The 15,205-nt window shown below is 41.7% G+C and carries 13 protein-coding genes; 1 reads left to right on the top strand and 12 read right to left on the bottom strand.

Going from position 1 to position 15,205, the window contains the following annotated elements:
* Positions 1 to 153: 153 nt before the first annotated feature.
* Positions 154 to 2,013, top strand: a complete 1,860-nt coding sequence (locus ACO1R6_RS16365) for a hypothetical protein (RefSeq protein ID WP_486266055.1) — start codon at positions 154 to 156, stop codon at positions 2,011 to 2,013.
* Between the two features lie 26 nt (positions 2,014 to 2,039).
* Here ACO1R6_RS16365 and ACO1R6_RS16360 read toward each other — a convergent pair whose 3' ends face one another.
* The 12 genes from ACO1R6_RS16360 to ACO1R6_RS16305 all read right to left on the bottom strand — a co-directional run bounded on the left by ACO1R6_RS16360 (position 2,040) and on the right by ACO1R6_RS16305 (position 15,195).
* Entirely contained in the window at positions 2,040 to 3,050 is a 1,011-nt protein-coding gene (locus ACO1R6_RS16360) for a hypothetical protein (protein WP_486266054.1), read from the bottom strand.
* Positions 3,051 to 3,159: 109 nt separating this feature from the next.
* On the bottom strand, positions 3,160 to 5,091 hold the full coding sequence (locus tag ACO1R6_RS16355) for a glycosyl hydrolase family 28 protein (RefSeq protein WP_486266053.1): 1,932 nt from the start codon (positions 5,089 to 5,091) through the stop codon (positions 3,160 to 3,162).
* A 2-nt stretch (positions 5,092 to 5,093) separates the two neighbouring features.
* The gene (locus tag ACO1R6_RS16350; protein ID WP_486266052.1) at positions 5,094 to 6,482 is read right to left on the bottom strand and encodes a hypothetical protein; all 1,389 of its coding nucleotides are present in this window, start codon (positions 6,480 to 6,482) and stop codon (positions 5,094 to 5,096) included.
* Entirely contained in the window at positions 6,479 to 7,702 is a 1,224-nt protein-coding gene (locus ACO1R6_RS16345) for a hypothetical protein (RefSeq protein WP_486266050.1), read from the bottom strand. Before ACO1R6_RS16345 ends, ACO1R6_RS16350 begins: the two co-directional genes overlap by 4 nt.
* The gene (locus ACO1R6_RS16340; protein WP_486266049.1) at positions 7,702 to 8,973 is read right to left on the bottom strand and encodes a hypothetical protein; all 1,272 of its coding nucleotides are present in this window, start codon (positions 8,971 to 8,973) and stop codon (positions 7,702 to 7,704) included. The genes ACO1R6_RS16345 and ACO1R6_RS16340 overlap by 1 nt, the downstream gene beginning before the upstream one ends.
* A gap of 75 nt (positions 8,974 to 9,048) precedes the next feature.
* The gene (locus ACO1R6_RS16335; protein WP_486266047.1) at positions 9,049 to 10,914 is read right to left on the bottom strand and encodes a hypothetical protein; all 1,866 of its coding nucleotides are present in this window, start codon (positions 10,912 to 10,914) and stop codon (positions 9,049 to 9,051) included.
* A gap of 380 nt (positions 10,915 to 11,294) precedes the next feature.
* On the bottom strand, positions 11,295 to 11,687 hold the full coding sequence (locus ACO1R6_RS16330) for a hypothetical protein (protein ID WP_486266046.1): 393 nt from the start codon (positions 11,685 to 11,687) through the stop codon (positions 11,295 to 11,297).
* Between the two features lie 430 nt (positions 11,688 to 12,117).
* A complete protein-coding gene (locus ACO1R6_RS16325) occupies positions 12,118 to 13,062 on the bottom strand; it encodes a GIY-YIG nuclease family protein (RefSeq protein ID WP_486266045.1) in 945 nt (314 codons plus the stop codon).
* Positions 13,063 to 13,165: 103 nt separating this feature from the next.
* On the bottom strand, positions 13,166 to 13,504 hold the full coding sequence (locus tag ACO1R6_RS16320) for a hypothetical protein (RefSeq protein ID WP_486266043.1): 339 nt from the start codon (positions 13,502 to 13,504) through the stop codon (positions 13,166 to 13,168).
* Between the two features lie 103 nt (positions 13,505 to 13,607).
* Positions 13,608 to 14,099, bottom strand: coding sequence for a hypothetical protein (locus ACO1R6_RS16315; RefSeq protein WP_486266042.1), 492 nt, complete (start codon positions 14,097 to 14,099; stop codon positions 13,608 to 13,610).
* 27 nt (positions 14,100 to 14,126) lie between these two features.
* Entirely contained in the window at positions 14,127 to 14,594 is a 468-nt protein-coding gene (locus ACO1R6_RS16310; RefSeq protein ID WP_486266041.1) for a hypothetical protein, read from the bottom strand.
* A gap of 25 nt (positions 14,595 to 14,619) precedes the next feature.
* Positions 14,620 to 15,195 carry a hypothetical protein gene (locus tag ACO1R6_RS16305; RefSeq protein WP_486266040.1) on the bottom strand — a complete coding sequence of 192 codons (576 nt, stop codon included), beginning with the start codon at positions 15,193 to 15,195 and terminating at the stop codon, positions 14,620 to 14,622.
* Positions 15,196 to 15,205 lie beyond the last annotated feature (10 nt).

The raw sequence follows: 15,205 nt of genomic DNA, 5'->3' as shown, positions 1-15,205 counted from the left end.
GAAAAGCCGAAGTATCGGCTTTCTTTTTTACTTGGCAGCTTCTCATATCTTACATCCTTGGTGTGGAAATAAGGACTACAAAGAAGGGCTTAAGGCATAAAAAATTTCGCTGGCATTATTATTAATCATAAGGAGTATTTTCTATATTGTTTTATGGTATCCAAAATAGAAGAACTGAAAAGAATTGCCATTGAAAGGGGTGGTAAATGTCTATCTAACCATTATGTAAATGCCACGACAAAGCTTAAATGGGAGTGTGCAAAAGGCCATCAATGGGAAGCGCACCGGAATAGTGTAGGCACAAATAGAACTTGGTGCCCTGAGTGTTATAAAGCTAGGCGTGGTGAAAAACTCCGAAAATTCAATTTAAATGAGTTCGAGGAACACGCTGAAAAGCTAGGAGGTAAATGCTTATCCGCTGCCAATTATAAAAACATTAAAACAAAACTGTTATGGCAGTGCGCAATGGGCCATCAATGGGAGGCATCATGGGCTGGTGTACATGGGAGTAACTCATGGTGCCCTAAATGTGCTATAACTAAAAACGCCGAAAAACTGCGTATAACAAATATTGGGGGAGGCGAAAAACTGCGCAAATTTAATTTAAGTAGATTCGAAGAACACGCTGAAAAAAAAGGTGGAAAATGTTTATCTGCTTCTCATTATAAAAATGCTTATACAAAACTGTTGTGGCAGTGCGCAATGGGCCATCAATGGGAGGCACACTGGAACAGTATAATACATGGGGGAACATGGTGCCCTAAATGTTCCCTTAATCATGGTGAACGTATTTGTAGGTTATTTTTCGAACAATTATTTAAAACGCCCTTTATTAAAATTAAACCTAAATGGTTATTATCCGAGCGGGGCTTTAAATTGGAGCTTGACGGATATTCTGAAAAAATGGCTTTAGCTTTTGAACATCAGGGAACCCAACACTATATAGAAAGAAACCATTTTAAAGACCATTTATTCTATGGACAGGGAAACTCAAAATTTAAAATTATCCAGGCACGAGATAAACTTAAATTAGAGCAATGTAATAAACAGGGGATTCTAATTATTCAAATTCCTTCAATCCTGGAAACATTGGGAGTAGATAATGTAAAACAATTTATAAAAAAAACACTGCAGGAAAACCATTACCCTTTGCCAAACGGGTTTGATGCCACAATAGTTAATTTAGAAGATGCTTATAATAACGACCTTATAAAAATATGTCAAGATAAAGCAAAGGAAATGGGAGGTAAATTGATTTCCTCACTTTACGAACACAGTAAGGCGCCCCTTTTATGGGAGTGCGCAGCAGGACATCAATGGGAAGCCCCATGGAATCGCATAGACTCAAGAGGGTCATGGTGCCCTAAATGCGCCAATAGCAATACAAGGAAAAGGAAACTTAAAGGCGATTTGGAAGAATTCAGGAAGCATGCGATTAGTAAAGGAGGGCTTTGTTTGTCAAACAGTTTTGGTGGTTACACAACTAATTACCATTGGCAATGTGATAAAGGGCACCATTGGAAGGATACATGGAGTAATGTAGGTATTAGAGGAACATGGTGTCCAGTTTGCAAAAAGAAAGAAAGGCTCACTAGTATTGAAAAAGCAGTAAGCGAAATAAATGAATTTGCAGCAAAAAAAGGCGGCAAATGCTTAACGGTTAATAAATATAAAAACGTTGGCACGAAACTTTTATGGCAATGTGATAAAAGACATCAATGGGAAGCCACAGTTACAAGTGTAGTTGAGAGTGGCACATGGTGTTCAATATGTTCAGGGCATAAAAAGAAATCAATTGCTGAAATCCAACAATATGCAAAGGGGAAAGGAGGACTATGCTTAAGTGGAACTTATAAAAACAATAAAACAAAACTACTTTGGCAATGTTCTATAGGCCATCAATGGGAGCAGCAATGGGATAGGATGGGCCCAAGAGGACGGTGGTGTCCTGAATGTTATAACATAAAAAAAGCCAAACCAACCCGCGCTCAATCACAAGGGCATGTCTCCTAATACTAAGACGCATGTTTTATTCCAGTCTAAACTATATCCTGGAACATATTAAATTTTACTGGGCGCCGCTTCATTTCAATCGGCAGGTATTTATGTATTTGATTTAGTATTTCAACATCCATTTTCCTCTGCTTCCACCGATTATACAATTTAGGTGATACAAACCAGGTTTCTAAATGCCTAATTATAATATCACTTATTAGTTTTATTTTTTCTTTTTGATTGTACGATAGAACCTTCTTTAAATCAATTTCCTTCTTAACATTATTATAATCGAGACAGCCCAAAATTACATGTAAGCTGTCTCCTTTAGGTATAAGATTAATAAAGGTTACGCCCAAGATAGGGTAAGCTTTCTCTGTGGCTATTATTGTTGGTAAATCATCCAAATTAAATACAAATGGATCAGGAGACGAATATATAGAAGCGGTACATATTTCAATTCTAGGAAGTGTAAAATAAATAAATTCAAAATTTTTGGAATTTTGGTTTAAATCCTGTTCCAATAGAAATTTAACCCCCTTCATCATTTTACTAGAAAGTAGAAATTCAACAGAAAGACTATGAAAAGAATTTTTAACATCCTCATTTAATGTTGAGGATTTAAAAATTTCCTCGTACCATTTTAGGTTGTAATCTTGTTTGTATAATTCATTTACTAAGCCCCTATATGAATAAAGAAGTTGGTTTTTATAAAGTGAATAATCAACTTTTTCAGATTCAATATCTTTAAATATCTTAGTGTCACAACTATTACAAAAACCCCAAAAGGTAATCGTGTCATTATACTTATTTCTGATTCCAGCCCCACCCTTTACAAAGCGATAACGCCTATCGTCGAAGCGGGGGTAAATTACCTCTATATGATAAACTTTCCCATCCGTACTAGCAATGTCTTTTAAAGGGCCTCCGGCCTGTTGGACGTGTGAACGTATCGCTAAATCATTACAATAGGGGGTATAACATTTTTGCTTTGTCTCTCTTACCTCTCTTCTTAACCGTGCTAATTCCCCTTTATCTTTGTTTGTTAATGTCACCTGATAACTGTATTTTTTAATTATACATTTTGCCAATATAAATTCTAATATAGTTAAAATAAAAAGCCCTGCAGGTGGACAGAGCTTTTTTTCTGGCTAAAATTTAAATTTAAGTTGCTATAGTGGTGAGCCCTTCGCCTCTTGGATTTACTAACCTGCCAGAATTAGACGGAACAGTTTCATGATAGTAAACATCAGCCCCCACGAATAGCTCAGCGGTAGAATTTTCCGCAAATAGGTGTAGGTCAATCCAGGTAATACCATCAGTGCTGCGTTGCAATGTTATTTTACCTGTTATACCATCGCGATAAATTCCAATTGGACTTGGCAAGTTTACGGTGTACAAATCGCCTTCGGAAACCACACCGGCGGCTAATGCTGTAATTATCCCATCCTCTCCAGCAAAAGCACTGGCTAAAAATGTTTCCCAAGCACCTAATGCATTAGTTGTTTTAAAGCCTAATACAGACTTTTGACCAACGCCGGACGTTCCCGCTTGCCATGTAGCCCAAATACGGCCCGAAACCCCTGCCGGCAAACTCTTACTTGATAATCCTGTATTCCCATAACCCGCAATCAATCCGGAGCCGACCGGCCCCCAGGTAGTACCCGAAATAATACCTAATTTATTCACCGAAGTAAAGCTAATAGCTTCCCCTGGTAAGGTTTGTTCATTCCCAGGTGTAAAACCGGGCAAACCGGTATCCAGTAGGCCGCTAGCAGTAACGAGATGGTGTTTCAGGTTTAATACATGTCCCCCATCGGCAATAGTCAAAATTTTACTCGCATTAGCAGCAGCATCCCGGTTTACATTAACCCGGTTAATGGTAAAATTCTTAACGGTGGCCGCTTTAACCTGGATGTGATTAGTGGTTCGGTTAGTGGTCTTTTCGTAAGAATCGTACCCATCAACAATTAAATTTTTTACAACCGTGGCGGCTCCGCTAATTAAAATTGTAGGTGTGTTATCTAGGGTAAAATCGTTTCGTTTCAGGTTGCGAAAAACAACGGTTTCACAATTGCCATTAATATTTATAACCGACTGATTAACGTAATTTGGCCCTGGGGCTTTAATAGCCACATCAAAATCATCAAACAAAACTGAACCCACGTTGCCCGGCCCGGCATCATCTAAACCGGCCGGATTCTGCCAATAATTATCTATAATTACTGCTAAACCATTTGCCCACCCTTTTATATTTCTAAATGTAAAACCATCCTGCCGGAAATTCCCACTCATCATGCGCAACCCAGCAAAGTGCCCGTTTAGATAAATATTATCTACCAGTACATTGCTTTGCGGCCCGCCGTTGCCAATATACAAATCATATACCCCCGCATCTACCCCATTCAGCAATCCCGTGCAACTAAAGGCCATGTGGTCATCGCCGCAACGAATCCAGCCGTTTTTAACCGTAATATTCTTAGCATAGCCGCCAAAATCCAACCCATCGGTATTAATTTGGCTCCCGCTATCAATCATAAAGTTCTCTACCAATATATTTTCAGAGGTCAAAAACAAAATTGCATACCCAATAGAATTTAACCAGGTGGTATTTTTTATTTGGATATTGCGCACACCATACATGCGGCATATAACCACGAACCCATAATCAGCAGTTGCCAATACTTGTTTTGCAACCCCGTTTACATACCCGTTTCCGTTCCAAATACCGCCATCAATTACAATGTTTTCATCCGTAATCGGCTGTACGCCATTTTCTACACCGGCATAAGGTGTAGCGTTAGCAAAAATTGCTTTATTGCTATTATCGCGACGAATAGCCCCGCATCCCTGTTGGGTAATAATGGTGGTATTAGAATATACAAGCAATCCGGTAACAGAATACTTACCATCCCAATAAATCGTGATTGGCCCTTGCTGCGCTTTGTCCAGTACCGCCTGTATTTTGGCGGTACTGTCTGCACCGAAGGTTTGGGAGTTAGGCAATAAACTGGCATCAGATGGGCCAACTTCTTTAGAAAGAAAATAATAATGACCTGAAAAGGCTGCGTTGGTAAAAAAGTTGTGAATTATCATTTTTATACTGCTATTAACCCTTGATGTTGAATGTATTGCAGTGGAGCCAACTTATAACCAGTTGTATCGCATAAAGCGTAAATATCTCCTGGATAAGAGCCTAGATTAAAAACTGTTGACCACTCACTGCCGTCGGTTGTTTCGTCTATTGTTAAAATGTCGTCTTCCCGCCATACCCTATACCATGCGCCGTGGGTAGCGTTCTTTACAATCCCCGCATCAGGTAAATCATCCACCTCTGCACTGCCCGCCCCTTTCACCCAAGTCAACCTGCCAAATCCATCAATGAAATAACCCAATGGCCAACCCCAAGAAGTGGTCAATCCTTTGCCTTCATTGAAAGAATTTGTACTTCGAAAGGCGACCATGCCCGCAAAGACAGGATAAGCAAAATGTTGGGCAATCCCGCCGTTTACACCCGCAGGCAGCTTCATGTTTAACAAACCGCCATTACCCCAAACATCACCTGTATCATTAGTTACCCTCCAGAAGTTATCTGTATTAATCATGCCGGGAATAGAAGGAAAGGAAACCAAAGACCATCCGTTCATTAAACTACCTACCCAATTTCGCACGGGCTGATTCACTAAATCAATAGCCGACAAACCATTTAAACCTTTGATTTTCGCATTAAATGTTGAAATGGTAACCGGGTTATTGCTAATTGGAAAGGGATTGGCAAACTTTAACCGCCGCATGGTACCATTGAATACTGTATCCGAAACTAAAGTATTTGCTGGATTGGTACTTACATCCGTGGTCGTTAGCAAAGAAGCATCATCTAGAATCTTGTCGTAAGGCAAAATAAGTTCATCTGCCGGATAGTTTTCATTCTCCACTCGCAAGGTATTGCTACTGTAATTATTAGTTGCGCTTGGGGCTTCGGTAAGCAAAACTGGGGCTGTGACTTCTTCAGGAGGTTCTGTACTGCTGCCTGTTCCTCGATACCAAATAGTAATTAAATCTCCGATAGCCGGGGTTTTACCGTTGGGTAGGTTTAGCATTACCTGAATGCCAAATAAGTTTGAATCAGCTGATTTATAGCCATAAATAGTAAACTCTGCATTAATTACATCATATCTTAATATTTTAGTAGGGGTCGCACGCGCAAGGGTAAAGGTGTTAGAACCTGCGTACTCAAATACTTCCATGTAGTGGTCCGCCAGCCCTGTCCCTGCGTTCGTTTCATACTGCGGTATATTCAAAGCTCCGGTTTCCGGGTTGTAGGTAGCTGGGCCGGAATTGCCGGTAGTGGATAGCACTATATGCTCGCCCTGTTCTTCAGCAAAGTCTGCCATATATCCCATTATGGTCCGCAATTCAGCCGCCGTTATGTTGCTGCCGGAAGCTAAAAGACTGTTTACATAGGTATCAAATTGTTGGCGCGTCATATTGTTGTTAAATAAAAGTCATTGGTAAAATCAGCCGGCGAGAAATCGCCCTGTACAGGATTGGTAGTAGTGCCACCCGTTGCCCAAAGAATAACCCCGTTGGTGTCGTGGGTTACTACCTGATTGTTTTTGGTAACATCGTAACCCGGACGGGCTTTCATCCATGCATCAAAGTAACCATCCAGTAATAAGGTGATGTTCCCGGCTAAATTGGGGGTAAAGCTTAAACCGCCAGGAATAGAAATAGTCTTTACATAGGAGCCTTGTGGTTGATAAAGCGGGTCAGCGGCTGCCCGGGTTAAGTAATTACCTTTAGGTTGGTAAGTATTTGCTGCATCGGTCTTTTTTAAATATGTAGCTTCTGCATCGGCAATTTTAAGGTAAGGTGTTAAATCCACTCCGGGCGAACTGATTGGCATATATTGGGTGCCGGTCCACCGGTAGCCCACCCCGTATTGTGCATCAAAATAAAGCGTGGCCGTTTCACCCGTGGGCGGGAAAGCACCAAAAGTTAAATATTCCTGCACTTCGTCAATACCCGAAAGAAGCAAGGCTATTTCGGCTTTGGTGTGGTACCGCGTATCGTGGTTGTGGTTTATAAAAGCATCGTACAATTGCCGGAACAAAACCATGTCCGGGGCGGTTTTCGGGTTTTCTTCCCCGCCTGGTGCAATCGCGCCCCTTAAATCGGTATAGCGTACGTATTTGCTGCCGTCTATTTTTTCGCTCGCAAAGGTGGCCGCGCAACCGGTCAGCTGGGCCCCGGCCAAAGCCAGGGCAGTTAAGGTCTGTATCAGGTAAAATTTACCCGCTTGCAGGGTAGAAAGCGACTGAAAAGCCCGGCCGGGTTTATAACTATTCCATCCGCCCGGTGTAAGGTGGTGCACGCTCACCACGTCCAGTCCAGCTAAGTTTAAATCCGGTCCGGCGTACAAAAACTGGGACAAACCTTCGGGAATTACGCCTTCGCTGGTGTCGCACGGAATGGTTTGGGCATCGGGTAAATCAAAGGTGTTCAGGCTGTCAACATAGTAAAACTTGTCTCGCTCGAGTAGATTGAAGGACTGGAAAATAAAGCCGGGTTTAAAGGTTTCCCAACCATCGCGGGTGTCGTTTACTTTGTAAATGGCCCGCACATTGGGCAGCCAGGCCGCGCCGGCCAAAGCAACGGTTTCGCCGTTAAAAACAAACTGACTTAATCCCTGGAGAATGGTAGCCATTACACATCTACCCTCCCCGAAGTAAACTGAAACCTATATAGTTGGTTGTCTATCTTTACCCCGCACTCCTGCCCCAAGCCTCCTATCGGAAAGTCTACCAGCCCTATTTCGGTGCCCTGCCTAAATATTGACATGCTTACCGGGAACGGATCCGTACTGGGCAAAGGCGAGTTAAAATGAAACTCCGAACCTTCTATGCCCAGGTAAGAAACCCGGAATTTGCGTTGTTCGGGCAAGACCATGGTGTTAAATAAATTATCGGCCGGAGCGGTATAATTAACCGTAACACTTTTGGTATCGGTAATACTGGTACCCACCAGCCGGACGGTTACGGTATAAGTTCCATTCGGGACATTGGCAAACTGGCTGCTACTTTGGTAAGCCCCGCCAATGGTATACTCTATCGCTTTTGTAGTGTTTGCCTTTATAGCTGATACCGTCAGGGTGTTTTGGTAGGGAGATACGCTTTCGATAATTACGGTTTCGGCAACGGCGGGCGGAGTGTAATTGATGGTTTGGCTTAATGTGTCTTCAACCACCGTGCCCACCAGCCGGGCCCGGAAATCAAAAGTACCGTTCGGCACGTTTTTAAATTCATTAGAGCTCTGCCAATTGGTTACTAAAAACCCATTGGTATAACCAAATTTAATATCGTAGCCCGGTGTTCCGGTTGCGCTTAAGGTTACGGTGTTGCCCGTAACATTAATGCCGGTGATATTTACCTCCAGCGTTTGCCCGCCGCCAACGGTCGTAATATTAATTATTTTAGTTCCTGCCGGGTAGGTGTCGTGATATTGCCCATTGAGGTTTACCACAATATCAGCTTCAATACCGGGTTGCAAATCGGGCTGTACCGTTAGGACAAGTTCGAAACTAAGCACCACGGCTACACCGTCTCTATAAGCTCCAAATGGCTTTTCCCCGTCTTTGCAGTCTTCGTACTTTACCGAATAGGTTTTATCGTGGTTGGCTATATACCATTGCTGGTAGCCGGGTTGCCGGAGTTCTGCTAGGAAAGCGGTCTGCTTGGTGTAGAACTCGGCTAAGCTATATACAACAACATTACATTTTAAGGTTACCTGTTTTTCTTCCAGGTTCAGGCCGGCCGATAGGTCATATTCGGTTCCGTTAAGCTCGGGCCAGTTGTGAGAACGCACTTTTTTGGCCCGGAAATGGGTATCAAATTCGGCGTGGCCCTTTTCCACGGTAACCCCGAAAACATCGTACAGGTCTTTTCCATTAAGTTTATGTAGATTGGATGCTGCCGCCATATACCAAATAAACTTATTTGCCGGGGCTTCTTTATTTTTTCTCCTTGCTTCCCGGAGGTGTCCAGCAACTTGCGTTTATCCCTGCCCCATCCCGGTAAAAAAGCGGCACCCGTTCAGGGTAGCAAAGACCACTTCGTTGGGTTGTATGTTCCGGCCATTGGGCAGCACGCCGGAAAAAGATACCACCCCATCGCGGTTTATCTCCATGGTGCCCCAAATTCGAAAAACAAATGGGTCAACAAGTCCTATTTGTAACTTTACCGGGCATAATGCTTTTTCTTCGTACCAGGGCCGAAAACCCAGGGGCATGGTAAAAGGGCTGTGGGGTGGCTGGGCACCATTGTTAAAGATTTCCCCGGTAAAGTGTACATTATGGGCGTTATCCTTCCAGAAAACGGGTGTTCCGGGGTCAATGCCATTCACGGCCGGCCCGGTTATAAAAGGGTTACGCTGCCAGCCAGTATTTAAATCAATCTTCTGTATGTAAGGATTCTGCGCTGCCGGCGTGGGCGGGTTGGCCGTGGGGTTAAAAGCCGGCAATCTCCTTACCGTCCGGTTAATTTTTTCCTGGGCGGCATACTGCCGGACCTCCACCGGAATAGTTACGTGTTCCGCAAATTGTACCTGCGGGTAATAATAGCGGTCGTGCAAGCTTTGTTCAAACGACAACACGCGCGGGGTTATATCTACGTTCAGGTCGGTATCGGTTAATTTTACATAGTCGCCTAATTTTAACTGAATGCCTGTACGCTTAAAATAAATCGGGTCTTGTTCGCCGGCGTATACAAAGCGGTCGCCGTAATTTTCGTCCAGATAGGCCTGGCCCTTGGTTTGCAAACGCTGTTCGGCCAGGGCCACGTAAGCGGGCGGCATTTCGATATTAAACAAAGCGTAGCGGTTACCGCGTTTGGGCTGAATGATTTCGGAAGGTATTTGCAGGGCCTTTTCGTCGGCATTGGGGTTTACCTGAAATTGGCGCAAGGCATGGTTGTAACTGGCTATTTCTAATTCGTACCCGGCCAGGGGCCCGTCGTTAAAAACAATCGTGGGCGTTACACCGGGCAATAAATAATCATTTACATCAAAGTCCAGACTTCTATCGGTAAAGGTATACATATCGATTACCTCCGAAATAGTGCCTTCCCGCTCCGGGAATATTTCGTCAAAGGTTACCGAGTGCTCTATTACGCCGTCGCCCATGGGTGGCTTTTCCAGAAAGGGGCCGGTTTGCTCGGGCAGTTGCAGACGGGAAGCATAGTTGCGGTAATCGCCCCGGAGGTTTTTAGTTCCGCCCTCTACGTATAAACGCGTAACCGGATTGGTGTTTTCTACGTGGCGGCGTCCCAAGGCATACAATCCTTTACCGGGACCATACGCCAGCGACAAGCCGGAGAACTTGCCTTTTTTGGTCATGTGAATAACCTTGCCTTCTACCCACCATTCGGTCTTAAATTCGGTGGCCAGTATGGCCAGAACTTCTAAGGCTTGCTGGTTGCTAAAGGTAATGGTGCGGGTTTCCCCAGCATCCACAACGCCCTTTTCCCAGCCGCTTTGCGTGCGGTTGGCGTTTAGAATAAGTAAATCGATAAATACGTCGAGGGTACCGGTCACTGTAAAATCTCCCTTGGTTAAGCTGTTCTTGCTGTCGTAAAACCGGTAGCTGACCTGTGCTAAATTGTAGGTTTCAGAATAAAAGATAGATTGATACTCGAATTTAATAAATCCGTCTTTGTCGTCTTTATCCCATGCAGGCGATTTCTTTAAAAAAAAGTTTTCGCCGTAAACGGTTATATAATCGCCCCGTTGCAGGTCGGCTGGCTGGGATAAAACAAAGTTAAAGTTTACCAGGTTGGCATTCATGATGCCGCGCAGCAGATGGCTGTCTTCGCTGGGCCTTACCGTAAAGACAACATTTTCACCCCGTTTTATCGCGTATTCCATAAGCGGCAATATGCGCTATAGGAGGATTGCATGGTTTTTATTTGCGGGGTATCGGAAAGTGGCCGGTAAATAGACTAGTTAGCATGCCTGGGTATACTTCGTGCGGGCAATGGCAAATAAAAAAGCCTCTGGTGAGAGAGGCTTTTTTATGAGTTAAGTATTTCAAAAAATTCTTCCCTTGTAATATTTAAAGTTCGTAACGCTTGCTTTAAAATAAATTCAGGTACCGGGTCAATGTGGGTTTGAAAAGTTATTGGCCTAAATAGGTCTGCCCTGCACCAATGTTCATGACCACTTGTAATTCGATGTTGTTTACACCCAACTTTTTCCAGGAAGCTTCGGTATTGCTTAATGGTTATATTAGACAGACGTTGCGCCATTTATGCGTACGCGGGGACTTCTACTTGTTGATTATACTTATGAAATTCCTTATTGGTAACTATATCATGCAACATTTCATTATCCCGCAACAACACGTCTAGTTCAGGTGCTGTAAGATTGCGCCGTTTTTTATTATTTTCAAATTTCCAACCAAGACGTTGTAATTCTTTTTCGAAGGTTTTCTTATTAACTGTGTACCTTACGAATTCACCCAAAGTGACCTGAAAAGAATCTTTTGCCTCTTGTTCTGTGTTGCCATAACCAAACAAATCTAGAGCTGGAGAATAAATCACATGAAGTTCCTCATCTTTATAGGAAAGCAAAGAAAGGTTTAATGTATAAGTATTCCCCCCAGGTTTAGTAAATTTTGCGGTTACACCTATTTTTGACATGGACTTTTAGTTTACTTTAAACTTATAAAGTAATAAGTTCTACAATTATAACACTATAAGTTGTAAACTTGTTACGATATAGTAAAAATATTTACTAAAATTTACAAACTTATAGTAATGTTTACAAGGCGAGATAGTAATAAAAAAGGCCCGAATCACTCCGGGCCTCTGTTAAAATCATTAATGAATAAATAAGAAGTAAGTAAAGCTTGCTGGTGGCTGCCCCTGGCGGACACCTTGCCCTTGTTCCGCTGCAAGCATCGACTTACCACCAGCAAACACACTACTTATCCAAAAAGCACCTCTTTGGCGCATTGCATTCTAATATACTTATTATTAGTAAGATAAAATATTAATTACTCGAAAAACCTAAACTTGATTGAAAAAGGTCCGAAGCTCTCCATGCCTTTATTTCGCGTATTGGCGAATATTAGGAAGAAACGGTTTGCTTAATAATTTGGTCTCTACATATATAGGAACAGGTTTTCTTTTTATTCTTTGGATTGTAAAATCGCCGTTTACAAAAAGAACACTCTCCATTTCGGTAAGTTTCCGCTATTTCTTCATTCTCAAACCTTAAAATAAAACCATCTGCTTTTTTTAACTCCCCCAAGCACCTAACTAATACTGACATCCTGTCTAGTTTTAGTTGGCGGCTAGCATCAGAAAAACCCTTAAAAGATTGAATAAATTTACCATTTAAGTCATATTGATTTATTAGCTTATAGGTCTTATCTTTAAAGCACTCCATAGAACAATTCTCCTTTTCATATGGATAGCCCAAAAATTCTACTTTACACACAGGGCAAATCTTTTTTATTAGAATCTTGTTATCTAAAGAATGCTTTAACCTTCCTTTTTTAATTTTCTCTACTTCTTCTTTAGTTTTTTTTCTACCTATTAAATGAGAGGTGGCCTTTCTGATATGTTCGGGGGTAAGTTTTTTCCCAAGATTAGCTTGCCTTAATTTTTCTTTTGTTTCTAAAGTAAGTGTTTTCCCAAGTTTTGAAAGGGAAATCTTTTTCTTAGTAGCGTCTGAAACTATTCTGCCCAGTACGCTTCCCGCTGTAGGTGAAAGATTAAACCCTTTTTTGACAGCTTGCATGCTATCTAAGTAATTTTGCTCTCTGCCAATAAGTTCTTCTTTAGAGCATAATTCAAGCAACTGAAACCCTAGATTTTCTAAGCCATATTTATTAACAAATCTTTGGAGTTTACTATTGCAATGTGTTCCGCTATTCAAGTCACAGCAATGTTTTGTTGCACGTAGCCTAAGATTAACTGCGCTTCCGATATAAAATTTTTTGTTAATTGAGTTTATGATTATATAAATGCCACTTTCATATTTATGATTGTCGGGAATATTAAATTTCATAATATTTAAAGGTTATAGATTATAGAAAGGGGCCAGTACCCTGCCAGACATAATGAAAGGTTTGGTATTAAGCTGCCAACTGCTCGACTGCTACCGGCAGGTCTTACTTGCTTAAAATCTCTTTACCTTTCAAAAGGGCATCCCTTATTTGTTTTAAAAGAAGGATAGTATATTGCGAATCGGTTGTTAAATTGTTTTCTTCACTCCGGCTTAATAATTCCAGGAAATCAAAAATAAAACCGTCGAATCTGTCTGCTATTTCTTTAGGGCCGTGGTAAGCTATTACTTTCAATACCTGTTCCATATCAAAAGCCTCTATGTGGCTTATAGCAAAAATGGTGTCCGGGTTTTTACCATCCTTTGCCGATTTTTCGCGGGCTTGCTGCTGGAATGCTGCTTCTTTAGCTTTTAACATTTCTAGGTAATCTATTCTTTTGTTCATGGCTAATTTTGTGCATCTTAAGATGGTTTATATTAGAAGAGGGAAGAAAGGGCCCTTGGATATCAAGGGCCTTTAAAAAGAAACACTTAATAATTTTTAGATTTTAGGCTGCTAATTGTTCTACTGCCTCCGGCATACCCAATTCATAGGCAATATATCCGCAACGCGCCTGGAACTCTTCTGCTACCTTAATAGCCTCTTCTTTTGAATCGTACCCGTTTTTGATATATAAATTATCCTTTATCCGAATGCCGCCGATATATGGGAACCACCGCCCTGGATACTTCTTATTCGTGCTGCGGGCGGTTGGCCGCCGAGTATCGAACCATTCCGCTTTTTCTTTTATATTCCGGCATTCCCTATATTTTTTGAATAAGGATTGTCGAAACCCCTGTATGCTTTTTTTGCATTCTTGTAGTTCTCCATCTGGTGTTTGGCCTTCTTCCCAGGATACTTGCAAACAATCGTGAACCGTAGCGTAGTAATGGATATAAACCACCATTAACCAGGAAGAGAAGCCGGAGGCAATGGCCAGCCCGTAAAATTGAGCCAGCCATTGTTCAAATGGAATTATAGTTGCTGTTGTATTTTTCACGGCTAATAAATTAGAGAAACTTGTATCCTAATCGTCAAAACGATTAATTACTTTAAAATCATTACCGCCTAAGTATTTAGACCTCCAAGTGTCTTTGTCAATCCGGTAGAAGCAGTTTAACATATGTGATTGCTCAAATTCTTGGTCGGGATTCTTTTTTACATAGCTTATAAGTTCAAAAGCAATAGCAAGGGGGTCGGTGAATGCCACGTCTTTAAGTCCAAGTCGCATATGGCTACGTGCTGGGTATGGGTCGCACCCTTCGCTTATAAAAACTTTCGTTGAAAAATCCAGATAGAGAATCCTTAATTCATGCCTGAAAAATTTAAGATTAGTGGATATAGGAATAAAAGAGGGTTCTGGTATTCCAAAATGTTTTTCCCATATCCAGGAATCAGTATTTTCAGTTTTAGATTTTTCCGGGAAGATAAGAGCACCGTTTTGGGAAATCCTTGGGGCGGTTAATTCATCAATTTGAACTTCTTCATTTTTCATGTCAATAATGCTTAAGGATAAATAATTACTCAAAATCGTATATTCTTACATACACCTTGGTTCTGATGAAGCCCTCTTCCCATAAATCGCCTTTGGCATACATGCGACGGTAACCATCTAAAATTCGACCTTTCCGGTCCAAGCATATAGGGTTATTTTTATCAAAAGGGATACATGAAAAAATATTTAAAAAGTGGGATGTACTACTAGCGCCGCATGGGGCTTCAATCGGCCGGCCCGGATTAACTTTCATTTTTGAATAGGGTATTGGCTCAATCCACCCTTCTGATAAAATGGGCGCGTCTTCAAAGAGGCTATGGTTATTAAAGGGGTTTCCTGTATCAGGTAAATCATTAAACATCAAAAAGTGCTTAAGATTGTGGTTTATAGAGGTATTAGCCCACTTGGTTTCCTTAGAAATGCTAGGCAACCTGTTATTTAACTTGGCTGCTCTTTTGGCTTTCTTTTCGTGCCAACTCCCCGGCTCGGTTTTGCCGGGAACATGCATTGAATAGCTTTGCACGTGTTTTTGATTGGATTGCTCTTTTTCAAATTCACGAACTAAAAAGAGGTTTAATATTTTACTTTTAGATACATTCATGATTACCTTT

This window comes from Adhaeribacter sp. (genome assembly GCF_057359045.1).
This window is presented reverse-complemented; position numbering and strand designations above follow the sequence as displayed.